This window comes from Pseudomonas sp. W2Aug9 (genome assembly GCF_023127755.1).
Lineage (GTDB): Bacteria > Pseudomonadota > Gammaproteobacteria > Pseudomonadales > Pseudomonadaceae > Aquipseudomonas > Aquipseudomonas synxantha_A.
Genome location: NZ_SPKL01000027.1, coordinates 83503 through 108509 on the forward strand (window position 1 = coordinate 83503; position 25007 = coordinate 108509).

General features: G+C 61.6%; 26 protein-coding genes and 1 pseudogene. 12 read left to right on the forward strand and 15 right to left on the reverse strand.

Annotated features, from left to right (window positions below; all coding sequences use genetic code 11):
• The first annotated feature begins 11 nt into the window (after positions 1-11).
• From E3O56_RS17155 to hpaI, 3 genes are read left to right on the forward strand one after another with little or no spacing between them, the layout of a single operon-like run.
• On the forward strand, positions 12-1316 hold the full coding sequence (locus E3O56_RS17155; protein WP_148853586.1) for an MFS transporter: 1305 nt from the start codon (positions 12-14) through the stop codon (positions 1314-1316).
• Positions 1317-1327: 11 nt separating this feature from the next.
• Positions 1328-2131, forward strand: a complete 804-nt coding sequence (gene hpaH / locus E3O56_RS17160; RefSeq protein WP_032880377.1) for a 2-oxo-hept-4-ene-1,7-dioate hydratase — start codon at positions 1328-1330, stop codon at positions 2129-2131.
• Positions 2132-2147: 16 nt separating this feature from the next.
• The gene (gene hpaI, locus E3O56_RS17165) at positions 2148-2948 is read left to right on the forward strand and encodes a 4-hydroxy-2-oxoheptanedioate aldolase (RefSeq protein WP_032880376.1); all 801 of its coding nucleotides are present in this window, start codon (positions 2148-2150) and stop codon (positions 2946-2948) included.
• A 124-nt stretch (positions 2949-3072) separates the two neighbouring features.
• Here hpaI and hpaR read toward each other — a convergent pair whose 3' ends face one another.
• Positions 3073-3495, reverse strand: a complete 423-nt coding sequence (gene hpaR, locus E3O56_RS17170; protein WP_248128605.1) for a homoprotocatechuate degradation operon regulator HpaR — start codon at positions 3493-3495, stop codon at positions 3073-3075.
• A gap of 206 nt (positions 3496-3701) precedes the next feature.
• Between hpaR and E3O56_RS17175 the strand changes: the two genes are divergently transcribed.
• The 5 genes from E3O56_RS17175 to E3O56_RS17195 are packed head-to-tail and all read left to right on the forward strand — an operon-like array spanning position 3702 to position 7770.
• A complete protein-coding gene (locus E3O56_RS17175; RefSeq protein ID WP_103733833.1) occupies positions 3702-5000 on the forward strand; it encodes an FAD-binding oxidoreductase in 1299 nt (432 codons plus the stop codon).
• 33 nt (positions 5001-5033) lie between these two features.
• Entirely contained in the window at positions 5034-5399 is a 366-nt protein-coding gene (locus tag E3O56_RS17180; RefSeq protein ID WP_103733832.1) for a cupin domain-containing protein, read from the forward strand.
• Between the two features lie 11 nt (positions 5400-5410).
• Positions 5411-6232 carry a molybdenum cofactor biosynthesis F family protein gene (locus tag E3O56_RS17185; RefSeq protein ID WP_248128606.1) on the forward strand — a complete coding sequence of 274 codons (822 nt, stop codon included), beginning with the start codon at positions 5411-5413 and terminating at the stop codon, positions 6230-6232.
• A complete protein-coding gene (locus E3O56_RS17190) occupies positions 6225-7028 on the forward strand; it encodes an SDR family oxidoreductase (RefSeq protein ID WP_248128607.1) in 804 nt (267 codons plus the stop codon). The genes E3O56_RS17185 and E3O56_RS17190 overlap by 8 nt, the downstream gene beginning before the upstream one ends.
• Complete coding sequence (locus E3O56_RS17195) at positions 7018-7770, forward strand: SDR family oxidoreductase (protein WP_248128608.1); 753 nt, start codon at positions 7018-7020, stop codon at positions 7768-7770. The genes E3O56_RS17190 and E3O56_RS17195 overlap by 11 nt, the downstream gene beginning before the upstream one ends.
• Before the next feature lie 143 nt (positions 7771-7913).
• Here E3O56_RS17195 and feaR read toward each other — a convergent pair whose 3' ends face one another.
• The 3 genes from feaR to E3O56_RS17210 all read right to left on the reverse strand — a co-directional run bounded on the left by feaR (position 7914) and on the right by E3O56_RS17210 (position 10999).
• Positions 7914-8855 carry a transcriptional regulator FeaR gene (feaR, locus tag E3O56_RS17200; protein WP_005789555.1) on the reverse strand — a complete coding sequence of 314 codons (942 nt, stop codon included), beginning with the start codon at positions 8853-8855 and terminating at the stop codon, positions 7914-7916.
• A 115-nt stretch (positions 8856-8970) separates the two neighbouring features.
• Positions 8971-9537: a DUF3156 family protein gene (locus E3O56_RS17205; protein ID WP_248128609.1), complete on the reverse strand. Its 567-nt coding sequence runs from the start codon at positions 9535-9537 to the stop codon at positions 8971-8973.
• Positions 9500-10999, reverse strand: a complete 1500-nt coding sequence (locus E3O56_RS17210; RefSeq protein ID WP_122733803.1) for an APC family permease — start codon at positions 10997-10999, stop codon at positions 9500-9502. Before E3O56_RS17210 ends, E3O56_RS17205 begins: the two co-directional genes overlap by 38 nt.
• Positions 11000-11216: 217 nt before the next feature.
• On the opposite strand from E3O56_RS17210, the gene E3O56_RS17215 reads away from it, so the two are divergent.
• The gene (locus E3O56_RS17215) at positions 11217-12539 is read left to right on the forward strand and encodes an alginate export family protein (protein ID WP_248128610.1); all 1323 of its coding nucleotides are present in this window, start codon (positions 11217-11219) and stop codon (positions 12537-12539) included.
• Positions 12540-12571: 32 nt separating this feature from the next.
• Here E3O56_RS17215 and E3O56_RS17220 read toward each other — a convergent pair.
• Positions 12572-13045 (reverse strand): annotated as a pseudogene (locus E3O56_RS17220) (flavin reductase family protein); the annotation flags it as partial.
• Positions 13046-13103: 58 nt separating this feature from the next.
• Positions 13104-14273 carry a p-hydroxyphenylacetate 3-hydroxylase oxygenase component gene (locus tag E3O56_RS17225; protein WP_248128611.1) on the reverse strand — a complete coding sequence of 390 codons (1170 nt, stop codon included), beginning with the start codon at positions 14271-14273 and terminating at the stop codon, positions 13104-13106.
• A 236-nt stretch (positions 14274-14509) separates the two neighbouring features.
• On the opposite strand from E3O56_RS17225, the gene E3O56_RS17230 reads away from it, so the two are divergent.
• On the forward strand, positions 14510-15997 hold the full coding sequence (locus tag E3O56_RS17230) for an aldehyde dehydrogenase family protein (protein WP_148853593.1): 1488 nt from the start codon (positions 14510-14512) through the stop codon (positions 15995-15997).
• A gap of 23 nt (positions 15998-16020) precedes the next feature.
• Here E3O56_RS17230 and E3O56_RS17235 read toward each other — a convergent pair whose 3' ends face one another.
• The 5 genes from E3O56_RS17235 to E3O56_RS17255 all read right to left on the reverse strand — a co-directional run bounded on the left by E3O56_RS17235 (position 16021) and on the right by E3O56_RS17255 (position 19084).
• Positions 16021-16596 carry a hypothetical protein gene (locus E3O56_RS17235; RefSeq protein ID WP_177327415.1) on the reverse strand — a complete coding sequence of 192 codons (576 nt, stop codon included), beginning with the start codon at positions 16594-16596 and terminating at the stop codon, positions 16021-16023.
• A gap of 65 nt (positions 16597-16661) precedes the next feature.
• A complete protein-coding gene (locus tag E3O56_RS17240; RefSeq protein WP_032880356.1) occupies positions 16662-17168 on the reverse strand; it encodes a hypothetical protein in 507 nt (168 codons plus the stop codon).
• Positions 17165-17683, reverse strand: a complete 519-nt coding sequence (locus tag E3O56_RS17245) for a hypothetical protein (RefSeq protein ID WP_032880355.1) — start codon at positions 17681-17683, stop codon at positions 17165-17167. The genes E3O56_RS17240 and E3O56_RS17245 overlap by 4 nt, the downstream gene beginning before the upstream one ends.
• Positions 17680-18342, reverse strand: coding sequence for a hypothetical protein (locus E3O56_RS17250; protein ID WP_032880353.1), 663 nt, complete (start codon positions 18340-18342; stop codon positions 17680-17682). Before E3O56_RS17250 ends, E3O56_RS17245 begins: the two co-directional genes overlap by 4 nt.
• Positions 18343-18679: 337 nt before the next feature.
• The gene (locus tag E3O56_RS17255) at positions 18680-19084 is read right to left on the reverse strand and encodes a Rid family hydrolase (RefSeq protein WP_248128612.1); all 405 of its coding nucleotides are present in this window, start codon (positions 19082-19084) and stop codon (positions 18680-18682) included.
• A 661-nt stretch (positions 19085-19745) separates the two neighbouring features.
• Between E3O56_RS17255 and E3O56_RS17260 the strand changes: the two genes are divergently transcribed.
• Positions 19746-20021, forward strand: a complete 276-nt coding sequence (locus E3O56_RS17260; protein ID WP_248128613.1) for a DUF6124 family protein — start codon at positions 19746-19748, stop codon at positions 20019-20021.
• Positions 20022-20213: 192 nt separating this feature from the next.
• Here the strand turns inward: E3O56_RS17260 and E3O56_RS17265 are convergent, their stop codons facing one another.
• The 4 genes from E3O56_RS17265 to E3O56_RS17280 form a co-directional block, all read right to left on the reverse strand.
• On the reverse strand, positions 20214-21146 hold the full coding sequence (locus tag E3O56_RS17265) for a pyridoxamine 5'-phosphate oxidase family protein (protein WP_248128614.1): 933 nt from the start codon (positions 21144-21146) through the stop codon (positions 20214-20216).
• A gap of 79 nt (positions 21147-21225) precedes the next feature.
• A complete protein-coding gene (locus E3O56_RS17270; RefSeq protein WP_248128615.1) occupies positions 21226-22110 on the reverse strand; it encodes a LysR family transcriptional regulator in 885 nt (294 codons plus the stop codon).
• The gene (locus E3O56_RS17275; protein ID WP_248128616.1) at positions 22110-23030 is read right to left on the reverse strand and encodes a LysR family transcriptional regulator; all 921 of its coding nucleotides are present in this window, start codon (positions 23028-23030) and stop codon (positions 22110-22112) included. The genes E3O56_RS17270 and E3O56_RS17275 overlap by 1 nt, the downstream gene beginning before the upstream one ends.
• 16 nt (positions 23031-23046) lie before the next feature.
• Positions 23047-23679: a glutathione S-transferase gene (locus E3O56_RS17280; RefSeq protein WP_248128617.1), complete on the reverse strand. Its 633-nt coding sequence runs from the start codon at positions 23677-23679 to the stop codon at positions 23047-23049.
• Between the two features lie 215 nt (positions 23680-23894).
• On the opposite strand from E3O56_RS17280, the gene E3O56_RS17285 reads away from it, so the two are divergent.
• Entirely contained in the window at positions 23895-24971 is a 1077-nt protein-coding gene (locus tag E3O56_RS17285) for an aldo/keto reductase (protein ID WP_005789580.1), read from the forward strand.
• The last annotated feature ends 36 nt before the right edge of the window (positions 24972-25007 follow it).

Here is a 25007-nt window from a genome sequence, read left to right on the forward strand (position 1 = left end):
AGTACAACACCATGAGCACAGCCCACTCCACTGCAAGCCTGCGGCTTGCCGAGCACGACCGCACCCATCGTTTGGTGACCTGGCGCCTGATGCCCTTGTTGCTGGTGTGTTACCTGTTCGCCCACCTGGACCGTATCAACATCGGCTTCGCCAAGATGCAGATGAGCCACGACCTGCAGTTCAGCGACACGGTGTACGGCTTCGGCGCCGGGCTGTTCTTCATTGCCTATGCGCTGTTCGGCGTGCCCAGCAACATGGCCCTGGACCGGGTCGGACCACGGCGCTGGATCGCCTGCCTGATGGTGGTGTGGGGCCTGCTCTCCACCGGCATGTTGTGGGTGGAAAGTGCTAGGGGCTTCTACGTGCTGCGCTTTTTGCTGGGGGTGGCCGAAGCCGGGTTTTTCCCGGGGATCCTGGTGTTTCTGAACCGCTGGTACCCGGCGCGGCGACGTGCCCAGGTCACCGCCTTGTTTGCCATTGCCGTGCCCATGGCCGGGGTGTTGGGCGGGCCGATTTCCGGGGCGATCCTGGAGAACTTCCACGACGTGGGCAGCCTGCGCGGCTGGCAATGGATGTTCCTGATCGAAGGTGCGCCCGTGGTGCTGCTGGGGCTGGTGGTGCTCAAGTGCTTGCCGGACAGTTTCGAAGTGGTGCACTGGTTGAGCAGCGAACAAAAACAGCAACTGCGCACCCAGTTGAGCAACGAAGAACAGCGCAAGACCATCACCTCGTTCAGCGGCATCCTGCGAGATCCGCAAGTGTGGCTGCTGGTGGCCGTTTACTTTGCGGTGATGCTGGCGGTCAACACCCTGGCGTTCTGGATGCCGACCCTGATCCACGGCGCCGGCATCGGCCGCGACAGTCAGGTCGGCTTGCTCAGCGCCGTGCCCTACCTGGCCGGCTGCTTCTTCATGCTCGGCTGCGGGCGCTCCTCCGACCGTCACCGCGAACGCCGCTGGCACCTGTGCGTGCCGCTGCTGATGGCCGCAGCCGGCATCGCCGTGGCGGGCCTGGCGCCCGGCAATGCGCTGCTGGTGATGAGCGGCCTGGTGGTCGCCGGCATGGGCGCCAGCGCGGCGCTGCCGATGTTCTGGCAACTGCCGCCGGCGTTTCTTTCCAATACCACTCAGGCGGCGGGCATCGCCATGATCAGCTCGTTCGGCAGCATCGCCGCGTTCCTCGCGCCCTACCTGATCGGCTGGATGCGCGACGCCACCCAGAGCGCCAGCCTGGCCCTGTACGTACTCGCCCTGTTTATCGCCCTCGGTGGCCTGCTGGTGCTGCGCACTCAGGCCGCCATCGTCAACCCACACTAGAGACCGTTGCCATGCTCGACTCCCAGCAAATCCTCGCGGCCGCCGCCCACCTGGACCGCGCCGAACGCAGCCGCGAACAGGTGCGTCAGTTTTCCCTCGACTACCCCGGCATCACCCTCGAGGATGCGTACGCCATCCAACGCGAATGGGTTGCGCAAAAGATCAAGAACGGGCGCACGCTCAAGGGCCACAAGATAGGCCTCACTTCACGGGCCATGCAGGTTTCTTCGAACATCACCGAGCCCGACTACGGCGCCCTGCTCGATGACATGTTTTTCGACGAAGGCAGTGATATTCCCTTCGAACGCTTCATCGTGCCGCGTGTGGAAGTGGAACTGGCGTTCATCCTTGGCAAGCCGCTCAAGGGCCCCAACTGCACGGTGTTCGATGTGCTCGACGCGACCGAATGGGTGATCCCGGCGCTGGAAATCATCGACGCACGCATCCAACAGGTCGACCCACAGACCAACGCCACCCGCAAGGTGTTCGACACCATCTCCGACAACGCCGCCAATGCCGGCGTGGTACTCGGTGGCCGGGCTGTGCGCCCCACCGAGATCGACCTGCGCAAAGTGCCGGCGGTGCTGTATCGCAATGGCGTGATCGAAGAGTCCGGCGTTTCGGCGGCAGTGCTCAACCACCCGGCCAAGGGCGTGGCGTGGCTGGCCAACAAGCTGGCGGCGCATGACGTCACCTTACTGCCGGGCCAGGTGATTCTCGGCGGCTCGTTTACCCGCCCGGTGGCCGCCCGCCCCGGGGATACCTTCCACGTCGACTACGACCTGCTCGGTTCGATCGCCTGTCGCTTCGTCTGAACACTGGAGGATTGTCATGGACATGCCTGTCAACCGCTTCAAACAACGCCTGCACAACGGCGAGGTGCAGATCGGCCTGTGGCTTGGCCTCGCCAATGCCTATAGCGCCGAGTTGGCCGCCAATGCCGGTTTCGACTGGCTGTTGATCGACGGCGAACATGCGCCCAACCACCTGCCGGGGATGCTTGCGCAATTGCAGGCCATCGCGCCCTACCCCAGCCAGGCGCTGATTCGCCCGGTGGTCGGCGACACGGCATTGATCAAGCAACTGCTGGATATCGGCGCGCAGACGCTGCTGGTGCCCATGGTCGAAAGCGCTGCCCAGGCCCAAGAACTGGTGCGCGCCCTGCACTACCCACCCCAGGGTATTCGCGGCGTCGGCAGTGCCCTGGCCCGTGCTTCGCGCTGGAACAGCATCACCGACTACCTCGACCAGGCCGACGCGCAGATGTGCCTGCTGGTGCAGATTGAAAACCGCGAGGGCCTGGCCAATCTGGACGCTATCACCGCCGTCGAAGGCGTGGACGGTGTGTTCATCGGCCCGGCGGACTTGAGTGCGGCCATGGGGCATCGCGGTAACCCCGGGCATCCTGAAGTGCAGGCGGCGATAGAGGACGCCATCGTGCGCATTGTTCGAGCGGGCAAGGCGGCAGGGATTCTCAGTGCGGATGAACGCCTGGCGCGGCGCTATATCGAACTGGGCGCAACGTTCGTGGCGGTGGGAGTGGATACCACCGTGTTGATGCGCGGGTTGCAAAGCCTGGCCGGGAAGTTCAAAGACGTACCGGTGGCTGCCAATACCGGTGGTGTCTACTGAGATCCAATGTGGGAGCTGGCTTGCCTGCGATAGCGGTGTATCAGCGACAAATAAGCTAGCTGACCCGACGCTATCGCAGGCAAGCCAGCTCCCACAGTTGACCGGCGGTGGTTCAGTCATTAGTTCAGCGCTTGATGTTCTTCAAGTCATCCAGCAACCCCAGCAAGGTCTGGAATTTCTCTTCGCCAAGCTGATCCTGCAAACGCTGGTAGTTGGCCTCCATGCACTGGCTCATGGACTCGAAACTCGCCTTGCCCTTGTCTGCCAGGGTGATAAGCACCCGGCGCTGGTCCTGTTCGGCCTTGCGTCGGTGCACCATGCCGGCGGCGTCCATGCGCACCAGCACGCCGGTCATGCTCGGCTTTAGGATGCACGCCAGTTCCGCCAGTTGGTAAATCTCCAGCTCACCGTGCTGTTCGAGGATGCGGATGATGCGCCATTGCTGTTCGGTCAGGCCGTGTTCATTCAGCGACGGGCGGAAAAAACTCATCGCGGCCTCACGCGCTTGCAGCAAGGCCAGGGTCAGGGATTGTCGAGGTTTGGACATAGGATCAGGGTCACGAAGTATTTAGTTAATAATTTAACGAAACTCTAACATTCCCCGCCAGCGAGCGCGCTATAACTTGTGTGTGCCCTCGCCCGTGGCGCGCTGAATCAAAAAACCGGGCACGCAGGATCAAGACTTCCAGCCCGTCAGGGGCCCTAATGGAGGCATCCGCTTTAGCGCCTTCCTTCACTTTTTCAGGCTGCGCCATGATCAACATCGAAACCCCTACGTATTACACCGCCACCAAGAAATACAACCTCAGCTTCCCCACCCTGGAGCAAGACATCGACGCGGACGTCGTGGTGATCGGTGGCGGCTTTTCCGGGATCAACACCGCGCTGGAACTGGCGGAAAAAGGCATCACCAATATCGTGGTGCTTGAAGCGCGCTACCTGGGCTTTGGCGGCACCGGCCGCAACGGCGGGCAGATCATGGCGGGCATCGGCCATGACTTGGAGAAGATCAAGAAGGACGTGGGCGAAGACGGGCTGCGCCAGGTGTTCGAGATCAGCGACCTGGGCGCCGACATCATCAAGAACCGCATCGCCAAGTACAACATCGATGCCGATTTCTGCCACGGCTACGGCTATATGGGCTTCAACGCCCGCCAGGAAAAAACCCTGCGCGCCTGGGAGAAGGACTTCAAGTCGGTCAACAGCCAGCATGAAATTCGCTTTCTCGGCGGCTCGGATGTGCAGCAGATCATCGGTTCCAACGCCTACACCAGTGCGCTGCTGCACATGGGCGGCGGGCATGTGCATTCGCTGAACCTGCTGCTGGGCGAGGCCACCGCGCTGGCCGGCCATGGGGTAAGGATTTTTGAGAACAGCCCGGCCCTGGAGGTCAGCTACGGCGAACGCATCACCGTGCGCACCGGGCGCGGTTCGGTACGCGCCGGCAAGTTGCTGTGGGCCTGTGACAGCTTTCTCAACAAGCTCGAACCGGAACTGCACCGCTCGACCATCAACACCTACGCTTTCCAGATGATGACCGAGCCGTTGTCCGAAGAATTGATCCAGCGCATCAGCCCGATCCGTGGCGCCTACAGCGATATCCGCCCGGTGATCGACTACTACCGCGTAACCAATGAAAACCGCCTGCTGTTCGGCGCCGCGACGCCTTTGGTCGAGCATATTCCCGGCGACCTGAAAGCCTGGAACCGCCACCTGATGCTGAAGATTTTCCCCTACCTCAAGGACGTGAAAATCGACCTGGCCTGGGGCGGCCCGATGGCGTGCAGCCCGAATCTGTTCCCGCAGATCGGCACCTTGCCGGGGCGCAGCAATGCGTTTTTCGTGCAGGGCTATTCAGGCTTTGGCGTCACGCCCAGCCACATCATCTGCAAGGTCCTGGCCGAAGGCATGAGCGAAGGCTCGGCGCGCTATGACCTGGTCAGCTCGATCCGCCGCCCGACCATTATCGGCAAGGACGCAATTCGCCCTCTGCTGCTGACGGCGGGCAAATCCTGGCACCAATTGTCCGGCTACTGGAACGGGCGTCGTTGATTCGCTTTTTTTCACTCATCAGGAACCACTGCCATGACCCTCACCACCGTCAAACATAACGTCCAGCTGTCGGAACTCGATGCCTGGGGCACCGTGGCCGACCTCGGCTCACAGATCCTTGAAGGCGAGGTGCGCGCCTTCGGCAAGATGACATTCGGCGCACCTACCGATGCGGTCAGCAGCGCTTACTTCGGCACCACACGGGGCAAATTCCGCATGGTCTACCCGTTCGCCGAACAAGCCACGGTGGTCACCGGCGAGGTCATACTCACCGATGAGTCCACCGGCCAGTCCACCCGCTACAAGGCCGGTGACAGCTGGTTTGTGACCAAGGGCACGCCGGTGCTGTGGGAAGTGGTCAGCGAGAGTTTCGTCAAACACTACTTCGCCGTCGTGTAAGGAGCCTTGCCATGAGCACTTCTTCTGACTGGATCACCGTGGGCGCCCTGGCCGACGGTTTTGCACCCGAAGCGTTCATCCTGCCGAACCTCGCCGACCTGGCGGGCCAGACCTTCACTCTGCACTTTGCCAATGGCTGGCAGATCGAGCATCGCTTCGAACAGGAGCGCCTGGCCTGGCACGCCGCCGACGGACACTCCAGCGGCAGTGCAGCCTACCGCGCCAGCTCGATTCGCCCGGGCCTGTACCTGGTGGACTTCATCAAGCACGAAGCCGGGCAAAGCTGGTCGATCAGCCTGGTGCTGGACACGCCAACTGCCTCCTTTACCGCGGTGATTGGCAGTATGCCAGAGCCGGCAGAGACCCACGAAGGTCTTTACCACCGCGCCCTGGCCGGCAAACCGCTGACCTCGGTGCACGCCGAGTTCCTCCACGGCAGCCTCGACCGGCCGTGGCAGGAGGGCCATTGCTTGCACGCCCCCACCGAGGAACTGGTGGGCCTGCGCAACCACTACCGCTACAGCCCCAGCGAGGTCTACGAGCACATCTACCTCAACCCGCAGTTCTATGCCTGGCAATGCCTTGAGGGTGTGGAGAAAGGCTTGTGCGACACCGACCGCTGCCATTACTACAAGATCGCCGAGCAGCTGTACCTGTTCGTCTGGCAGGAGAAGATCGTGCCCACCCTCGGCCTGGTGCTGATCGACCTGCAACAACACCGCAGCGACGGCAAGATCTTCGGCTATGCGGGGGCATCCTTCGACGCGCTGTCGAACTTCCCGATCAGTTCCTATTGCCAGGTGCTCAACCGCACGGAGTACCCCCGTGACTGAGGCGCGCACGGTGGTGATCACCGGGGCCGGCACCGGCATCGGCGCCGCCTGTGCCCGGCTGTACGCGCAGGAAGGCGCACGGCTGGTACTGATCGGCCGGCGCCGCGAGCCACTGGAACAGGCGGCGCAGGCCAGCGGCGGCCTGATCCTGGTGGGCGATGCCGCCTGCCCCGACACCTGGGAGGGCTTTATCCGCGAGATTCACGCCCACTACGGGCGTATCGATGTACTGCTGGCGTGTGCCGGCGGTCATGGCCTGGGCAGCGCGACCCAGACCAGCCCGTCTACGTGGGAAGCGGCGCTGCGCAGCAACCTGGACAGCGCGTTCTACAGTGCCCGCGCCTGCCTGCCGCTGTTGCAGGAAAGCGCCGGCAGTGTCGTGCTGATCGGCTCCATCGCCTCGCTCGCGGCGGGGCCCGAGGTGTGCGGCTACACCACGGCCAAACATGCATTGCTCGGGCTCAATCGCTCGCTGGCACGGGACTACGGCCCCCACGGCGTGCGCGTGAACGCGGTGTGCCCGGGCTGGGTGCACACGCCGATGGCCGATGCCGAGATGCAGCCGTTGATGGAAGCGTACGGCGACACCTTGCAACAGGCGTACGAGCGCGTGTGCGCCGATGTGCCGCTGCGCCGCGCCGCCCGGGCCGAAGAGATCGCCAAGGTATGCCGCTTCCTGGCCAGCGACGACGCATCGATCATTACCGGGGCTACGTTGGTGGCGGACGGTGGGTCCAGTATCGTCGACGTGCCGACGCTGGCGTTTACGCGCCTGGAGCCTGCCCATGCCCAATGACCTGGATTTCAGCGACCAAGTCGTGCTGGTCACCGGCGGCGCCCAAGGGATTGGCCTGGGTATCGTCCAGGCCTTTGCCGAACGCGGTGCGCGGGTGGTGATTGCTGATCGCCTGCTGGAACAAGCTGAAAGGGTGGCCGCTGGGTTGTGCGCGCAGGGCTATCAGGTCGAGGCCGTGGGCGTTGACCTGGCGCAAGCCGAGGCGGTATTCGCCTGCGTTAAAGGGTTGGCGCAGCTGGATATTGTGGTGCACAACGCCGGGTATTTCCCTCTGACAGCCTTTGCCGACATCACCCCGGCGATCTTGCAACGCACCTTGGCGGTAAACCTTTCGGCGCTGTTCTGGCTGACCCAGGCGGCGTTACCGATGTTTCGCGCGCAAGGCCGGGGTTGCGTGCTGGTGACGTCTTCGGTCACCGGCAACCGGGTGGGTTATCCGGGGCTGAGCCACTATGCGGCGTCAAAGGCTGGGGTGAATGGGTTTATCCGCAACGCGGCGTTGGAACTGGCGCCCTTGAATGTGCGGGTCAATGGCGTGGAACCGGGCATGATCGCCACGCCGGCGATGAGCAACCTGGGCGATGCCGCGCTGAATGAGAGCATCGCCAGCCGTGTGCCACTGGGGCGTTTGGGCGCGGCTGCGGATATTGCCGGCGCGATGCTGTTTCTGGCTTCTGACCTGGCTGGCTATATCACCGGGCAGACCTTGGTGGTCGATGGTGGCTCCACCCTGCCCGAATAACGGGGACCCATGTGGGAGGGGGCTTGCTCCCGATAGCGATGGTTCAGTCAAATATCCAATGGCTGACACACTGCTATCGGGAGCAAGTCGAATCGTCGCACCGCCCCTCCCACATTGGATCTCCTGCAGCCTGAAGGACCTGTTTATGCCCCCACCGCCTGCAACCGGCTGGAACGAAAATCCTTGGGCGACACCTCGAACTGTTTCTTGAATGATCGGCTGAAATGCGCCGAGTCGGTAAAGCCCCACTTGTAGGCAATCGAGGTGATCGACTCGCTACGCAGGAAGGGGTTGGTCAAGTCGTCCGCACTGCGCTTGAGCCGCGCCCGCTGGATGTAGCGGCAGACGCTGTCGTCCTGTTCCTCGAACAAACGGTACAGGTGCCGCACCGAGATATTCAGGCGGTTGGCCAGGCCAATCGGGCTCAGGCCAGGCTGGCCCAATGACTCATCAATGACCTTTTGCACATAGCTGCGCAGATTATTGCCCTGCAACGCAGCAACGCCCTCGCGGCACTCATCGCCCTGCTCCAGCGCCGAGCCCAGCAGCGACACAAAGGCCGCCTGCAGCGCGTCCACTTGCGTGGCGTCGTCGTCAGTGTCGTCCTTGCACAGCTGATCCATCAACACATGCAACATACGCCCACAGGCTTTGGTCGAGGAGATCTTGCCGAACGCCAGCGCCTGGCCGCCCAGGTGCTTGCACACCTCGGTGCGCGGCAACGACAGCGAGGCATGTTCGATCAAACCAAAGGGGGTGATTTCGATGGAGCCCACCGAGTCCATCAACAGCATCTCGCCGGGGGCCAGCTGCACGGTCTGCTCGTTTTGGGTGATCTGCGAATAGCCGCTGCGCTGGCTGACCAGGAAGCACTCCTGGTCATTGTCGTGATCGGCGTGGTGCGTCGGGCGTTTGATCAGCCCGGCATTGGTGCGCAGGATGGCCAAGCCACGAGGCAAGTTGTGGATCTCGCCAATAAACAGCGAACGGTTGAAGGCCAGTTCGGTATCGAAGTGGCCGCACGCGGCGCGCAGTTCGCGGTTCCAGCTGTCGAGCCCGTCGGGTGCATGCTGTGGGATGCTCATGGGGGTGTCTCCGCAGTGGCGTTCTTTTTGTTGTTCTGATGCAATAGTTAACATGTTATCTATATGCACGCAACAACAACCTGTTTGCCCTTTGCAGAAGCACTAATGATGCCAATCACAGCGTCGACAGCGCCCGCTTGATACCCGCCAACACCGCCAGTAAATGGTTGCGTTGCTCAGGGCTTACAGCAATGTAACGCCGAAACGCAGGCATCCGGTTGACCACCTCACTCCCGCCCATATGCTCCAGGCGCACACACCATTGCCGGTCCTTGAGATCAATGCGCAGGCGCTTGAAATCCAGCGGCATCAGCGCCTGGAACAACCCGCTGTCGGCCAGCAAACGCGCCTGTAGCTCACACGCCAGAGCCTGGCTGCCGGAGCGCCGGCGCACGCGGATGCCGTTGCGCCGAATAGCGCCGCCATGGTGCACCTCGAAGCTGCCAGCGCCACTCGCTGAAGCAGGTACGCGCAGGACGCACTCGGTCAGCACCAGGTGCATCAACAACTGCGACTCGGTGCGCTCGACAATCTCGAAGTTCACACCGTCCACTTCAAGCGTCGCCAGGCCCAGATCACGCCGCAAGCGCGCCAGGGTCACCCCAGGTCGATAACCGCTCGGTGCACGGTCTGCGCTGAACAGCTCATACAGTTTTTGCCGCAAAGTCGTTATAACCGTCATGGGCAGGCCCCGGTTCGTGGCTGAATTCCTTGGCCAACACCTCCTCAACGCAGGCGGGCTTGAAGGGGTTGACCTTCTGCACCACCAGGGTCCAGAACAACGCATAGGTGGCGGTCACGCCGAGCATCACCCCAAACGGCACATAAATGTCGGCCGGGTTCATACCTGGCGGGGTGATAAACCACATGCCCAGCAGGATGCCGATGCTGGAGACGATCTGCGGCAGCGGGAACCACGGCGAACGGTACGCCCGGGGCAAATCCGGACGGCGAATGCGCAGGATCACCACCGACAACGTCACCAGCAGGTAGGCAAAACTCCACGCGCACACCGCCGCCAGCACCAGGTGCATGATGTTGTCGGTGTTGCCGCCCAGGTACAGCGCATGCAGGCACGGGATCAGCATGGCCACCAGGATGCACAGCAGCGGTGTCTTGAAGCGCGGGTGCAGGTAGGTGAACACCTTCGGCAACGCGCCATCCACCGCCATGCCGTAGAGGATGCGCGGAACACCGGCCATCAAGGTATTGATAGTCGCAGCACCGGCGAAGAGAAAACCGATACCCAGCCACAGCGGCCCGATCTGCCCCATCACCTGCTCGGCGAACCGTGGGATGGCCATGGGTGTATCCAACAGGTGCACGCCGGAGGCGGCGTCGAGCACCACGTTTTCCACCTGGCGTTTCATCGCGGCGCCATAGATGAACATGCATGTCGCCACGCCCATCAGCCCGAGCATCATCGCCCGTGGCATGACCTTGGCCGATTGGCGCAGGTCAGGTGCCAGCGGGGTGACGAACTCGCAGCCGACGAACATGAACATCGCCATGCCCACCAGCGACAGCACGGTGACCAGGTCGGTGCCCACCAGTGATTCCCCGAACCAGCCATCCAACTGCACCGCCGGCGCGGCGATCAGGCCCAGCACGCCGAACACCATCAGGGTGGTCCACATGCCGAACGTAAGGATGATCTCTGCGCGGCCAAAGGCGCTGACCCCGAAGGCGTTCAGCACCCCGAACACCAGCACGAACCCCACGCCCAGCAGCCACGAGCCGCCGGCCGATTCTGCCAGGGTATTGAGGTGTTCGAAGTTCACCAGGGCCATGACCCCGGCGAGGATGGTTTCGGCGGTACCGGCGAACACATGCACGATCAGATACGCCGACAAAGTGCCGGTAATCGCAAAGAACCGGCCCATGCCGCAGTTGATGTAGTCGTACACCGAGCCCGTGGTGGGCAGTATCGAGGCGGCCTCGGCGAAGGTGGTCGCCTGGGCCAGCATCATCACCACGGCGATCAGCATCGCCAGGGCAAAGGCGCTGCCGCCAATGCCAAAACCCATGGTGGCGGTGAGGATCACCGGGCTTGCCATGATCAGCCCGATGGTGCTGGCCAACGCGGTGGGGAAACCTACCGTGCCCCGGTTGAGGTGCGCGGTGAGTCGGTCGTTGATCGACATGGTGGGGTCCTCGAAAGCGGTTTTTTTAGTGTGTCGGCACTCTGCGCCCCACCTGGCTCGATCGTCTTGCCCCTGTCTGCCGAAGGTTTTGTTGCTGCCTGCCACGGCGTATCGCCTGGCGGCCAGGGTCAACTGCCTGGCACGCATATGAAAGACTTGGCCTGCGACCGCTCGCCCTAATGCGCCCTCACTCTTAACCAAGATGGGGACAATAACAATGGAGCACACACTGAAAAACCGCCGCCTGCGCCAGGCGGTCGGCCTCGGCATTGCACTGCTGGTCGGCCAGGCCCAGGCCATCGAGTTGTATGCCGATACCGACACCCAGCTCACCGGCAACTTCCTTGCCGTCTACGGCCTGTTCAACAGCCCGAAGAACTACGATGGCCGCAGCGGCGGCTCCACCTGGCGCGAGGGGTTCATCAAGTACGGCCTGAGCGTCGAGCAGAGCCTGGGCAACCTGGGCGGCGTATACGGCACGGCGAACCTGGTGAGTTCCGGCACCTGGGGCGACGGCGATGCGTCGGGGTTGACCGACGGCACCGAGCGCACCACCAAGTTTGACGAAGCCTTCGCCGGCTGGCGCTCCGGCGAGCTGTTCCCGGCGCTGGGCAAGGATGGGGTAGACCTGTCGTTTGGTCGCCAGATCATCATGTTGGGCGACGGCTTCATCATCAACGACGACGGCCCCAACCTCGGCAATGGCGTAGGCGACGGCGAGTTCAATCGCGGCGGTGCCTACTACATTGCCGCGCGCCATGCCTTCGACAAGACCGCGGTCATTCGCCTGGGCGGCAAGGATGGCGTGCATGGCAGCCTGATGTGGATCAAGTCCGACAACCGCGCCCAAGCCAGAACCGAAATGGCTGCGGGCACCCTGGAATACAGCGCCGCCCCGGGCACCCTGGGGCTCACCTATATACACGGGATCGACGTGGATGAGCGTTTCGCTACCGACCTGCAACGCCAGCGCAAAGGCATGAACCTCTACAGCCTGCGCGGTGCCGGCAGTGCCGGCATCGACAACGCCCATTTCGCCTTCGAACTGGCCCGCCAGGACCGCCGCAACAGCCAGCAGAACGCTGGGTACGCCGAAGCCGGCTACACCTTCGCCGACCTGCCCTGGTCGCCGGACCTGACCTACCGCTACGCCCGTTATTCAAAAAACTGGGACGGCATGTTCGCAGGCTTCAACCGCGGCTATGGCACCTGGGTACAGGGCGAAGTGGCGGGCAACTATTCCGGCCCCTACAACAGCAACACGGCGGTGCAGCACGTAGCGCTCAAGGTCAAGCCGCTGGACAACATCACCCTCGGCGCACTGTTCTTTGACTACAACACCGTCAGCACCCGCGGCCAGTTGAACCTGGATGGCCGCGAACTGGACCTGTACGCCGAATGGGCCGTGAACGAGCACCTGATCATCACGCCGCTGCTGGGCCTGTACAAACCCGATAAAGCGGCCGACACCGGCGGTAACCAGGTCGGCGGCAACGGCACCAATGTCTACAGTCAGCTGGTGGTGGCCGTGCCGTTCTGAACCACCTCGGGCGCGCAGGGAGGCAGCGCCCGGACCTCGGCGTAGGCGCCCTGGTGGTAGAGCAACGGCGCACGGCCGAAGTCATCGAACGCCACCACCTTGCCGATCATGATCCAGTGATCGCCGCCATCGATCTGCTGGTACTTCTCACAGTGAAAGCGCGCCGAGCAATCGGCGAACACCGGCGAGCCGCCCTCACCCGGCTCGTACTCGATCAGGGCGAAGCGATCTTCACGGGGGCGCGCAAAGTTGTTGGACAGGTGCACCTGGTCCGCCGCCAGCACATTCACCGCAAAATGACTGGCCTCCTCGAACACTGCATGGCTGTTGGAGCGCTTGTCGATGCTCCACAGCACCAGCGGTGGGTCTAGGGACACCGAGTTGAAACTGTTGGCAGTCACGCCGACCTTGTGCCCGGAAGCGGTGGCGGCAGTGACCACCGTCACACCGGTGGCGAAGTTGCCGAGGGCGCGGCGAAAGGCCCGTGGGTCGAAAACGTCAGACATGCAAGACTCCCGGGTGGCCGCGAGTGGCCGCCCTTATTGTTATGGGTGATAGGCGCGGCTACACCATGCTCGGGTCGGGTTCCAGACCCATCAGCTCACGGCCGAGGATCTGCGCGCACACGTCGTAGTCGGTATAGGCATGGGCGCCTGTCATATGGGAATCGCGGAACAGGCGCTGCATCTCGTTGTGCTCGAACCAGGCATTCCCGCCCGCAGCGGCGAACAGGCGGTCTACCGCGTCGATGCACATCTTGGTGGCGTAACCCTGATTGGTGCGCCAGAACGCCAGGGTTTCCCGCGTGGGATAACGGTGGGCGGCGCTGTGTTCGGCGTGTTCCTGCCAGGTTTTTTCCAGGAACGCTCGGGCGGCGGCGACCTGGTGGGTGGACTCGGCCAGGCGCATCAACGCCGCGGTGGCTGCGCCGACGGCGGCACCGGTGTAGGCGCGCACCCGCGTCCTGGTTTTTTCGCGAAACACCTCAAGCATACGCTCGGCCACACCGAGGCTGACGGTGGAGAAGCCACTGGCAAAATATGGCCGATACGGCGCGTAGAAAATCTGGCTGTCGGGGTAGAGGCCAAAGCCTGCGGACTTGCCCTCCATCATGTCCTTGGCCTTCTGGATACGGTGTTCGGGCACCCAGGCGTTGTCGATGATCAGGGTCTTGGTGCCGCTGCCTTTCATGCCGGCCGCAAACCAGTCGTCGCGAATCTGATAGTCACTGCGCGGTAACACAGCAAAGCAGTAATCCTGGGTGCCTTCGGCGTTCTGGCGACGGCAGCCGACAATCGCCCACTCGCCATGGTCACAGCCGCTGCTCCAGCCCATCTCACCGCTGAAGTACACCCCGCCCTCGCCCTCGGTCACCCGACCGAACGGCGCAATACTGCTGCTGGCCGTGGCATCCGGGTTGGCACCCCAGATTTCCTGCTGCAACTGGGTCGAGAACAGCGCCAGTTGGTGGCTGTGAGTACACAACAAGCTCATCGCCCAGGCGGTACTGGCGCAACTACCGGCGAGCAAGGCGATGCAGTCGGCGAACTCGGGCAGCGTCAGCTCCAGGCCGCCGAAGGCCTTGGGCTGAAAGGCACGGTGCAGGCCGATGCTTTTGAGCAGGGCGATATTTTCATCCGGTACCTGGCGCAGTTGCTCGGCACGGCTGGCATTCGCGGCAATGGCCGGCAAAAGGGGTTTGAGGTCTTCAAGGAGCGGGTTTGGCTTTTTCATGGACGGCCCTGCTTATTATTGGAAGTCCGACAGGCGTTCCGGATTGCGGAACGGCGCTGGATGCAGGGCCAGTATCGAACGGGCCGTGCTGGCGGGAAATGCACGTTCGGCAGGCAAGCTTGTACTTTTCACAGGCGCGGCAGGCACAGGCATAAAACCTGGCAGGCACAGTCAAGCCGCTTATTGGTGCGTTGGTTACCCTCGGGTTTTCTTTTGTGAATTGCCAGGAACCTGCCATGAGCGATATCCCGTTGCTGCCTCAAGTCGAAGCCTTTTTGCGTCGCCGCCATGGGCTGTTTATCGACGGTGTCAGCGTGCGCAGCCACGCCGATCAAACCCTGAACGTCATCAACCCTGCCACCGGCCAGGTGATCGCCGAAGTGGCCGACGCAGACCTGGCGGATATCGACGCCGCGGTCGCTTGCGCCAACCGTGGTTTCCAGCGATGGTCCCAGGCCGCGCCCGCCATACGCGGCAACGTGCTACTCAAATTGGCCGATCTGCTGGAACAGCACCGTGAAGAACTGGCGCAGATCGAAACGTGCCAGTCGGGCAAGATCATCCAGATCTCCCGCGCTTTCGAGGTCGACCAGGCCGCGCACTTTCTGCGCTACTACGCTGGCTGGGCCACCAAGCTCAGCGGCCAGACCCTGACCCCATCCCTGCCGTCGTTCAATGGCGAGCGCTACACCGCCTTTACCCTGCGCGAGCCGGTGGGCGTGGTGGTTGGCATCGTGCCGTGGAATTTCTCGACCATGATCGCCATTTGGAAACTCGCCTCGGCGCTGGTGACCGGCTGCAGCATCATCATCAAGCCCAGCGAATTCACGCCGCTGACCCTGCTGCGCATCGCTGAACTGGCCATCGACGCCGGGCTGCCGGCGGGTGTGCTGAATGTGCTCACCGGCGGCGGCCATGTCGGCAAGGGGCTGGTTGAACACCCCGGCACGCACAAGGTTTCATTCACCGGCTCAGTGCCCACCGGCATCGCCGTCGGCCGCAGCGCCATGGGCGCCGGCCTCACCCGTGCGACCCTGGAACTGGGCGGCAAGAATGCCGCCGGCTTCCTACCCGATATGGACGTGGACAAGGCAGTGGACGGCATCATCGAAGCGGGCTTTTTGCACTCGGGGCAAATCTGCGCGGCGGCCGAACGCTTTTTCGTGCACCGCTCGCAAATCGACGCCGTGCTGGAAAAACTCAAGACGCGCCTGAGCCGCCTGAATATCGGCTCGCCCCTGGACGAACACACCGAATTCGGCCCGGTCACACACCAGCAGCACCAGCACAAACTGCTTGGCTACTTCAACCAGGCCCGCGCCGAAAACAACACGATCATCCACGGCGGCCACCTTATCGACCGCCCCGGTTGCTACGTCGAACCCACGGTGATCCTCGCCAACCACCTGCACGACACCCTGCTCAACGAAGAAACCTTCGGCCCCATCGCCACCTTCCTGCCCTACGACGACGAAGACGAGCTGCTGGCGCTGATGAACCACGGGCCCTATGGGCTGAGCGCCAGCCTGTGGACCAACGATTTGGGCAAGGCCCTGCGCATGATCCCGGCGATCAAGGCAGGCACCTTGTGGGTGAACATGCACACCTTGCTCGACCCGGCAGTGCCGTTTGGTGGGTGCCGGTCTTCGGGGGTTGGGCGGGAGTTTGGCAGTGCATTTATTGAGGATTACACCGAGCTTAAGTCGGTGATGATTCGGTATTGAGGACTGAGTGCCGGCGACCGGAATCAGGGCTCAGGTTTGGCTGGTGGGCCACGAAACAGATTTCTGGAAATGATGTCGGCCTTCAGCATCTTGAGTTGCAGATGACGGTTTACTGCGCCAACGACTTCCATATAACGGGTGACGTGGCGCTTCCACGTATCGACCAGCAGGAAGGGCACCAAGCCAATCGCAACAAACGGAAGAATAACCACACCGAACAGGATTTTCAGAAGCTCCCAGCACCCTTGCAGCAAATCCACAGGGCCCAAGGTTTTTTCATAATGCAACTTCTTGGTCAGCACGTCGGAAATCAGGTTCGTGCCGATGGCGGCGGTTACAAACGGGAATACAAACAGGAACAGGTTGGAACGGTGTTTCACTTGGTCAAACAGATCACCGCTGATTTTGCCTTTTTCGTGTAGTGAGTGCGCCAGCCCATTGAATGCGTCGATAGAGACCACGGCACATGCGGCAATCGAAATCAGCGCAACGCCGGTCGCCACGACAACTTGCGGCGTGGTGTCTTTGTCAAGAATGAAACCAATCACCGCCATCACCAACACAAAGGCCATCACCAAAAAGCCCAGTTGCACATCCAAGCCAAACAACAACGCGTAATTCATCCGTGAACTCCTCTATTAAGACTAATTAAAACACCCAACTGTCACTGATAAGGAATCAAGCGATCGTGGTCCAGATCCCGCATCAAATCGCTCAACATTTCGCTTTCACTGCGGGGCTCGGTCATGGGGATATACCAGGTCGTGGCCGTCCAGCCACCGCGTTTGTAGGCATAGGTTTTGAGCAGTTGCCCGTCCTTGTACAGCGAGCCGTGCAACTGGCGCTCGTAGGTGTAGGGCACCGGCACGGTCAGCAGCGTCAGCGCGCCGAGTATCGCCGGGAACGCACCGGCACCTTTACCGCCGCGTTGATCGACCAACAAGCTGTAGCCGGTCTTGCTGAAACCGCCATCCATAAAACTGAAGGCACCTGTGTCACGCAACAGCTGGATGACCTCGCGCTGCGTCTGCTGTTCAAATCTCGACGTGGGCGACGGCATTGTGACACTCATCGGCACATAGGCACGCTCTGCCTTGTAGTCCAACGGCTTGAGGGCGGTACCGCAACCGCCAAGCAACAGCACGGCAGCCAGTAGCGTAGTCCTGATCATTGTGCGTGCTCCTCGGGTAGCAAGCCGTCGCGTTGTACATCCTCGGCAAAAGCACGTGCGACACGATGACCGTTCTGTAACTCCATCCCGCCAGGGCCATCCAGCAACCAGGAGTATTTGTGGGTGACGTTGCGGTAGCTGTACTGCTTGAGCTGCTTTCCATTGTGCTGCAGGGAAAACTCGGTTGTGGTGTCGACGGTCACTGAAAGGGGCATTAGAAACAGGGTTGCCGCACTCAGCAATACCAAGGGGAAAGGCGGCATATCACGCTGGATGTTGTAGCGCACCCACACCGAATAATCCCCCGGGTTGCCCCTGCCGGTTTCGACACTGCGAAACACCCCGGTCTCGCGCAACTGATTACGGATGAGTGCGGCATTGAGCGGATCATCGATCATGACGTGGATCGGCTTGAGGTATTCCTTGCCATCCGGCAATGCACGCTCAGGCAGCGTATGGGTGGTTGCACACCCGGTCAGCAGCGCCAGGGCGCCGATAGTCATAAAGCGGTTCATGGACGTGTCTCGTGAAGGGTGTTCTGGCCCGCGCCGGCTGGTAGAGGCGCGATGATGTAAGGGGCGGCGCTGCGATAATCCAGGGGCAGCAAATCCAGGGTCGGCAGGCCCGGGACATAGTGGCGCGCAAGCGGCTCGTCACGAGTTTGCTGATCGCGCCAGCGGAAGGCACACAGGGAGGCGCCAAGGCATAAAGAGCGAAATTCTCCGAGGTAATAGGCGTTGCCGGCCTTCAGACGCAGTGGCAGGTTGAACTTCTCTCGCGCCTGCACCGAGGTGTAGGTGGTCCCCAGAGTCGGTGAGTAACTGCTGGAGAAAAACTGAAAATCATAAAACTCATAATCCCCAGGCTTGAGCGCCAGCACAAATACACTGGCGGCACCGGCCGCATCTTTCACATCCTGAGGGGTTTGGCGCCCTGCACCGACCCATATCGCCGCGGCACCAAACTCCGAACCACGCTTGCGAAACAGCAGACGCTGATTAGGCGCGGGGGACGCACTGAGGCTCTGCGGGCCGATCGACCCGACAACATAAGCGACTGGCTCCAGGGGGCCAGGTTGCAACGGCTGGCTGACCAGCGATGCCGGCTGAGTACCGCAACCCGTCAGGGCTGCAGTGATCAAGAACAAGGCCAAAGGCCGGGAGAAGCGAGACATATCAAATCCTGAACGCTGGCAAAAAGTACACTGCAGCCGTCAGGACAAATATGGGATGAGCCTTCCTGGCGCTGCGCCTCGCGTCACTGCGAGGGGGGCGAATGGTACGGCGGGAATCGGGGTTTGACTACAAATGATGCTCAAAGCAGCGCAGATCAAATGTGGGAGGGGGCTTGCTCCCGATGAGGTAGTGTCAATCAATACATCTGTGACTGACCCACCGCCATCGGGGGCAAGTCGAATCGTCGCACCGCCCATCCCACATTTTGATCGGATTGCATCAGTGAGATAGCTGTCTTTGTCAGCCACTACTTGCCGCTTTCAAAAAAGCGCTCGCCTAACTGAACGGAACCACCGCCTCTGCCTCCACCTCGATCAACCATTCCGGCAACGACAACCCACTGACCATAATCCACGAAGACGGCGGCGGGTTGTGTGCGAAGCGCTGACGCAGAGCTTCAGCAATCGGTTCCTGCTGATCCCGGGCAGACTCGACGATATACAACCGCAGCATGATCACGTGGGACAGATCGCCCCCCACCTCGGCCAGCACCTTCTCGACATTGTCCAACGCCATGGCCGTCTGCTCGGCAATGCCTGGGCCCACGGTGCGCTCTTGGGCATCGACGCCCACCTGCCCGGAAAGCATGATCCGCCGCCCCTGCGGCACTTCCATGGCCTGACTGAAACCGTATTGCAGCGAATTGAATACCGTCGTGGGATTAATGACCTTTCGTTGCATGACGAGTCCTTGTTGGCAGTAGGAAAACAAGGCTAACCCAAAGGAACTGCTCAGTCGGACGGTTCAACATCCAGCAACATGTTCATGGATAAAGCGCTGAACCGGGCACGTCCGGTGGCCTGATGAATAAACGCAATTCAACAAGCAATGACGTCCCACTGTGGGAGGGGCGGTGCGACGATTCGACTTGCTCCCGATGAGGTAGTGTCAATCAATACATCTGTGACTGACCCACCGCCATCGGGGGCAAGCCCCCTCCCACATTTGGGTCGCATTGCGTCAGTGAGATAGCTGTCGTTTTCAGCGCCCAGCGCCTGCGCCTCCATCTCGATCAACCTTGCGGCAACGACCACCCGCTGACGTTGATCCAAAGAGTGAGTTCATCAGACCGCTCTTACACAAACTTCGGGTTGCGTCCGATGAGTGTCGCCGCTAACCTTCGCGGGTCGCTGCAAAATCAGCGAATGGGTGTGGTAGCCCAGTTCTTTCATAGACCCCAAAACGCTCAAGGGCGTTTTTTTGTGCGGGCTGCTTTGTGGCGGCTGTGCATGGGAGGCTTCGGCCTGCCGGGTTTCTATGACCGGTCTACCACCCCGTGTACAGTCGCCTCCTTACTTCGTGTGGTAGCGAAATGGAGGTGCTCATTCATAGGAGCTTCGCCATGAAGAAAGTCATACCCAATCCCCCGCCATCCCCCTCGGATGACAACCCACAACTACCTCCCGATGTCATTTTCACCGTCCGCCCCGGACTCAGCACTGAAGCCGCCTTGAGCAATGCCAGCGAAATGCTGGAGTCAGCGACTGTCTGTGCCTACGACTGTGCCGAACAGCTTGACGGCCAGAGCCGCAAGCATGTGCTGGCGGTGGTGCAGATGATCGAGATTGCGCAGTTACTGGTCGATGAAGCGCTGAACCGGGAATGCCCGGTGGCCTGATTAACAAGCGCAAACTCAACAGGCAATGACGTTCCTATGTGGGAGGGGGCTTGCTCCCGATGGCGGTGGGTCAGTCACAAATGTCTCTACTGACACTACCTCATCGGGGGCAAGTCGAATCGTCGCACCGCCCCTCCCACATTTGATCTCACTGCATCAGTGAGGTAGTTGTGCCAGGGAGAGCGTGCCAGGCTACCAGGTACCCATCGCCAGGCTGTGCGGTGAAAACCCTGCGAACTGCCAGCGCAGTGCCAACGCTGCCGGGCGGCGGACTAGGTGCTCCACCGTCACCGTCCACAAGCGCTGCGCGCCCTCAAACTCGGCCACTGGCGGCCCGCTGAGAATCAACGATGTGCGCCCCGCCACTTGCAGCACGTCGCCGGTTTCAAAATCGACAAACAGCAACCCCGCCACCGGGTTGGCGTGCAGGTTGCCGAGGGTGTTGAAGAACAGGTTGCCGACAAAATCAGGGATGGTCAGCACGTTGCCTTCCACCCGCACAAACCCCGTGTTGCCGCCGCGATGGGAAACGTCCACCGAGCGTTCGCGGTGCTGGTCCACGTAGCTGGCGACGAAGAAGGTGTCAGCGTTGCGGATCAGCGTTTGGGCGGCGGCGTCCAGGCTGGTGCTGCGCTCGGCTGTATCGCCAGGTTTGCGCGCAATCCCAGCGACGGGCCGCAGTTGGATGTACTTGGGACAGTTGCCGAAGGTGTGCACCACGTTCACCGCAAAGCCGTCATGATCCAGCGCTCCGATCCGACCGTTCATGCGGTTGCGACGCCGGGTGCCGAGGTCGATGCCCAGCAGGCCAACGGACGCGCCATGAGTGATGCCAGCCCAGGCCGGGTCGCTTTTGGACGGCAGGCCGTCGATTTGCAGCGCCTGTGGATCCGGTGAATGGGCAAACCCTGGCGCGCCCTCCAGCATGGTCGCCCAGGGGATACCCTGTTCGTCCACCACACCCAGAATGAGGTAAGGCAACAACGGATAAAAATCACGATGCTGCTCGGGCAAATAATCACGAATGACCTTCGGCCCGATCATGGCCATGCGTTCAGCGACGCCGGCACTTTCCTGCAAGTGGCGTTCGCCGGCATGCCAAGGGGATTGTTCGATCGAGTTCATGGCGATCACCTCTGGTTGGATAACCGAATGCTGCGCCTACCCAACCCTGCAGAGAATGCCCACCCCAGGCAATCCACTATTACTCCAACTGAAATGCCGGATGTTCGCGCAACGCGGTGACGCAGTAGTCGACAAAACTGCGCACGCGCATCGGCGCATGACGGCCTTCGCGGTAGATCACATGCACCGGCAGAGGCGGCAGTTCAAAGGCCGGCAAGACACGACGCAGTTGGCCATTTATGAGGTGATCATGAACCGGATAACTGAGGCAACGAATCACCCCTGCGCCCTGCACCGCCGCATTGATCGCGCCTTGCACCGTGGCGCAACTGAGGCGTGCGCGGGCCTTGAGGGTGTAGTAGGGGAATCCCCAGTGCACCGCTTCAGCGCTGGCAATCAGATGATGTTGCTTGAGGTCGGCCGGATGCCGGGGCTCGCCTTTGGCCGCCAAATACGTGGGGCTGGCGCAAAGCAGGGTGCGCACCTGGCCGACCTGCCGTGCAATCAGCGACGAGTTGGGCAGCTCACCCACCCACACCGCCACGTCAAACCCCTCTTCGTGCAGGTTGGGATAATAGTCGTGGTAATGGGCGATGACACGCACCGCCGGGTAGTGATCCATATAGCCAGCCAGCAGTGGCGCCATCACATAGCGGCTGAACAGCAACGGCAGGCATATCCGCAGGTTGCCCTGGGCGTGCACATGGGCGCCGTTGGCCGAGGCTTCGGCCGCGTCCACCGCAGCCAGCAAGCGCACGCAGTCGGTAAGGTAAGCCTGGCCTGCATCGGTGAGGTTGACCCCACGTGTGCTGCGTTGCAGCAACACCACCCGCAAGCGTGCCTCCAGGCGCGCAACCGCTCGTACCAGGGTCGGGCCGGAAACCTCTGCATGGCGTGCCGCCGACGCCAGGCTGGGTTGCCCGGCCAGCGCGGCAAACAGCTGCATATCGCGAAAGCGCTCCATCAGGTGCGCCGCTTCGTCGCCGGGTTCAGGGCCGGGTCCAGTCCGAGGCGCTGGCTTAAGAAATCCACAAAGGTGTTGACCTTGGCCGGTATGCGGCCGTTTTGCTGGAACACCACGTGGATCGGCAGCGGCGCCGGTTCGAAAGCCTCCAGCACCAGCTCCAGCTCACCCGCCGCCACCGCTGCCGCGACTTGATACGACAGCACCCGGGTCATGCCCCAGCCCAGGCGCGCCAGGTTGATTGCGGCATTGTTCGCCGTAACGCTCAGACGCGGCTCAATGGCTATCTTCAGCGGCTGGCCGGCGTCGACGAACGTCCATTCACTGACTAGTTGGCTGGACGATGAGGAGACGATCCTGGCTTCCCGCAATTGCTCAGGTCGCTGCGGGCGCCCATGTTGGTCCAGATAAGCCGGCGATGCGCACACCACCCGGCGCACTTCGCCGACCTTGATCGCCTGCTGCCCGGGTTCGTGCAGATGGCCGATACGCACCGCTACATCGACGCCTTCATCGGCCATATTGACCACACGGTCGACCAGCAAGGCACTGATGTTCACCAGGGGGAACTGGTCAAGGTACTCGCCCAGCACAGGCGCCACATACAGCTCGCCAAACAGCACCGGTGCGGTCACCGTCAACTGGCCGCCGGGGATGGAGTAACTGCCCGCTGCCGCTTCCTCGGCCTCTTCCAATTCGGCGAGGATGCGCCGGCAATCTTCCAGGTAACGCTGGCCGGCATCGGTCAGGTGCAGGCTGCGGGTGGTACGCGCCAGCAGTTGCGTACCGATGCGCTGTTCCATAGCGGCAATGGCGCGGGTGACGCTGGGTGGCGAGGTTTTCAGGCGGCGTGCAGCAGCCGCAAACCCTTCCTCCTCGGCCACCGCCAGGAATACCTGCATCTCATGAAATCGGTCCATCGCCATCCCTTGATCGTTACTGTGATTGCAGCCCCACCGCCGTGCGCGGCATAGCGACAAACCCTGGCAAGGCTTCGATGCTGGCAAGCCAGGCACGCACCTCAGGGTAGTCGGCCAGCGACACGTTGCCTTCCGGCGCATGGGCCACGTAGGTATAGAACGCGATATCGGCAATGCTTGGCTGATCGCTGGCGAGGAAACGGCTTTGGCTCAGTTGCTGTTCCATCACGCTCAGCAAGGCATGGGCACGGTTGATCGCGCTGACAGTGTCCACCTCGGCGCCAAACACCGTGGCCAAGCGCGCCGTGGCGGGCCCCGCATGGAGTTGACCGGCGGCGGCCGAGAGCCAGCGTTGGACCCGCGCTTGGCCGAGGGGATCGCTTGGCAGCCACTGCCCTTTGCCATAGGTACTGGCAAGGTAGACCAGAATCGCATTGGAGTCGGCCAGCACAATACCTCCGTCATCGATCACCGGTACCTGGCCGAAGCAGTTGAGATTAGCAATGAATTCGGGCGTTTTATGCGCACCTTGCTTGAGGTCCACCAGGATAAATTCATTGGGCAAGCCCAGCAGGGACAACATCAGCTCGACCCGATGGGAGTGGCCGGACAATGGAAAACCATAAAGTTTGATCGCAGGCTGGGACATGAAAGGCTCCAAAAGAATGGGTATCGACGCCAGGCATATTCCACTGCCGCCTCAGTCGGCGGAATGACCAGGATTTACAATCCAGCATTTCATTGAGCGAAACAATCGCCTGTCCGAAATTCTCGGCGCCGGCGTCGCAATTTCATGAAAAAAATTCAAACTATCGCCCTTCCCATCGTTCACACCTTCACGTGCAACGTTAAGTAGGAGGCGACATGCAATACCGACAACTGGGTCATTCCGGCCTGCTGGTATCGGAAATCATCCTGGGCACCGTGCCCTTTGGCGGTCGTGCGGAGTTCGAAAAATGCGGCGCAGTGGACGTGCCCTTGGCCAAGCGTATGTTCGATATCGCGTTCGATGCCGGGGTGAATATGGTCGACACCGCCGATCTTTACTCCCACGGCTTGGCCGAAGAGGTCGTCGGCAAAGCCTTGGGCGACAAGCGCAACGATATTCTGCTGGCGACCAAGGGCCGCAGCCCGGTGGACCAGAACCCGAACAATTCCGGCTCATCGCGCTATCACTTGATTCGCGCCTGTGAAGCCAGTTTGAAGCGTTTGGGCACCGACCATATCGACCTGTACCAACTGCATAACTGGGACGGCATGACGCCCATCGAAGAGACCCTCGAAGCCCTGCGTCTGTTAGTCGGCTCGGGAAAGATCCGTTACTTCGGCACCAGCAACTTCACCGCCTGGCAGATGATGAAAACCCTGGGCAAGGCTGAGCTGCACGGCATGCTCAAGCCCATCACCCAGCAGATCTACTACACCCCGGAATCCCGTGAAGCCGAGTACGAATTGCTGCCGTTGGCCTTGGACCAGCACGTCGGTACTTTGGTATGGGGCCCGATGGGCGAAGGCTTGCTGACCGGCTCGACCCGACGCGGGCATAAGCCGCCGGCAAATACGCGCCAGGGCAGCGGCTGGCCGGAACCCTATGTGCATGACCAGGAGCGTGCCCTGGACATTATCGAAACCCTTGCCGCCGTCGGTGATGAGCATGGCGTCTCGGTCGCCCGTACCTGCCTGGCCTGGCTCAAGGATCGGCCGGGGATCACCTCGCTGATCGTCGGAGCGCGTACCGAAGAGCACCTGCGCGATAACCTTGCCGCGACTGAACTGAAGCTGACCGAGGAACAATCGTCACGCATCGAGGCGGTCACCCGGCGTCAGCCGTTGTATCCCTATTGGCATCGCTTTACGGCCGGGATTGATCGTTTTGATCCTGCGGAACAGCCGTTCCTGGCCGAGCACCAAAAGACCATGGATGCGCGCAAGAACAAGTAAACACAGCCCTTAATGTGGGAGCGAGCTTGCTCGCGA

Excerpts from the sequence above, each read along its gene's own strand:
- E3O56_RS17215 (WP_248128610.1), top strand. The coding sequence starts at position 11,217 with ATGGAGCACACACTGAAAAACCGCCGCCTGCGCCAGGCGGTCGGCCTC.
- E3O56_RS17245 (WP_032880355.1), bottom strand. The coding sequence starts at position 17,683 with ATGAACCGCTTTATGACTATCGGCGCCCTGGCGCTGCTGACCGGGTGT.
- E3O56_RS17255 (WP_248128612.1), bottom strand. The coding sequence starts at position 19,084 with ATGCAACGAAAGGTCATTAATCCCACGACGGTATTCAATTCGCTGCAA.
- hpaH (WP_032880377.1), top strand. The coding sequence starts at position 1,328 with ATGCTCGACTCCCAGCAAATCCTCGCGGCCGCCGCCCACCTGGACCGC.
- E3O56_RS17185 (WP_248128606.1), top strand. The coding sequence starts at position 5,411 with ATGAGCACTTCTTCTGACTGGATCACCGTGGGCGCCCTGGCCGACGGT.
- E3O56_RS17230 (WP_148853593.1), top strand. The coding sequence starts at position 14,510 with ATGAGCGATATCCCGTTGCTGCCTCAAGTCGAAGCCTTTTTGCGTCGC.
- E3O56_RS17285 (WP_005789580.1), top strand. The coding sequence starts at position 23,895 with ATGCAATACCGACAACTGGGTCATTCCGGCCTGCTGGTATCGGAAATC.
- E3O56_RS17260 (WP_248128613.1), top strand. The coding sequence starts at position 19,746 with ATGAAGAAAGTCATACCCAATCCCCCGCCATCCCCCTCGGATGACAAC.
- E3O56_RS17280 (WP_248128617.1), bottom strand. The coding sequence starts at position 23,679 with ATGTCCCAGCCTGCGATCAAACTTTATGGTTTTCCATTGTCCGGCCAC.
- hpaR (WP_248128605.1), bottom strand. The coding sequence starts at position 3,495 with ATGTCCAAACCTCGACAATCCCTGACCCTGGCCTTGCTGCAAGCGCGT.
- feaR (WP_005789555.1), bottom strand. The coding sequence starts at position 8,855 with ATGAGCATCCCACAGCATGCACCCGACGGGCTCGACAGCTGGAACCGC.
- E3O56_RS17195 (WP_248128608.1), top strand. The coding sequence starts at position 7,018 with ATGCCCAATGACCTGGATTTCAGCGACCAAGTCGTGCTGGTCACCGGC.
- hpaI (WP_032880376.1), top strand. The coding sequence starts at position 2,148 with ATGGACATGCCTGTCAACCGCTTCAAACAACGCCTGCACAACGGCGAG.
- E3O56_RS17265 (WP_248128614.1), bottom strand. The coding sequence starts at position 21,146 with ATGAACTCGATCGAACAATCCCCTTGGCATGCCGGCGAACGCCACTTG.
- E3O56_RS17180 (WP_103733832.1), top strand. The coding sequence starts at position 5,034 with ATGACCCTCACCACCGTCAAACATAACGTCCAGCTGTCGGAACTCGAT.
- E3O56_RS17275 (WP_248128616.1), bottom strand. The coding sequence starts at position 23,030 with ATGGACCGATTTCATGAGATGCAGGTATTCCTGGCGGTGGCCGAGGAG.
- E3O56_RS17175 (WP_103733833.1), top strand. The coding sequence starts at position 3,702 with ATGATCAACATCGAAACCCCTACGTATTACACCGCCACCAAGAAATAC.
- E3O56_RS17210 (WP_122733803.1), bottom strand. The coding sequence starts at position 10,999 with ATGTCGATCAACGACCGACTCACCGCGCACCTCAACCGGGGCACGGTA.
- E3O56_RS17205 (WP_248128609.1), bottom strand. The coding sequence starts at position 9,537 with ATGACGGTTATAACGACTTTGCGGCAAAAACTGTATGAGCTGTTCAGC.
- E3O56_RS17250 (WP_032880353.1), bottom strand. The coding sequence starts at position 18,342 with ATGTCTCGCTTCTCCCGGCCTTTGGCCTTGTTCTTGATCACTGCAGCC.
- E3O56_RS17155 (WP_148853586.1), top strand. The coding sequence starts at position 12 with ATGAGCACAGCCCACTCCACTGCAAGCCTGCGGCTTGCCGAGCACGAC.
- E3O56_RS17270 (WP_248128615.1), bottom strand. The coding sequence starts at position 22,110 with ATGGAGCGCTTTCGCGATATGCAGCTGTTTGCCGCGCTGGCCGGGCAA.
- E3O56_RS17225 (WP_248128611.1), bottom strand. The coding sequence starts at position 14,273 with ATGAAAAAGCCAAACCCGCTCCTTGAAGACCTCAAACCCCTTTTGCCG.
- E3O56_RS17240 (WP_032880356.1), bottom strand. The coding sequence starts at position 17,168 with ATGATCAGGACTACGCTACTGGCTGCCGTGCTGTTGCTTGGCGGTTGC.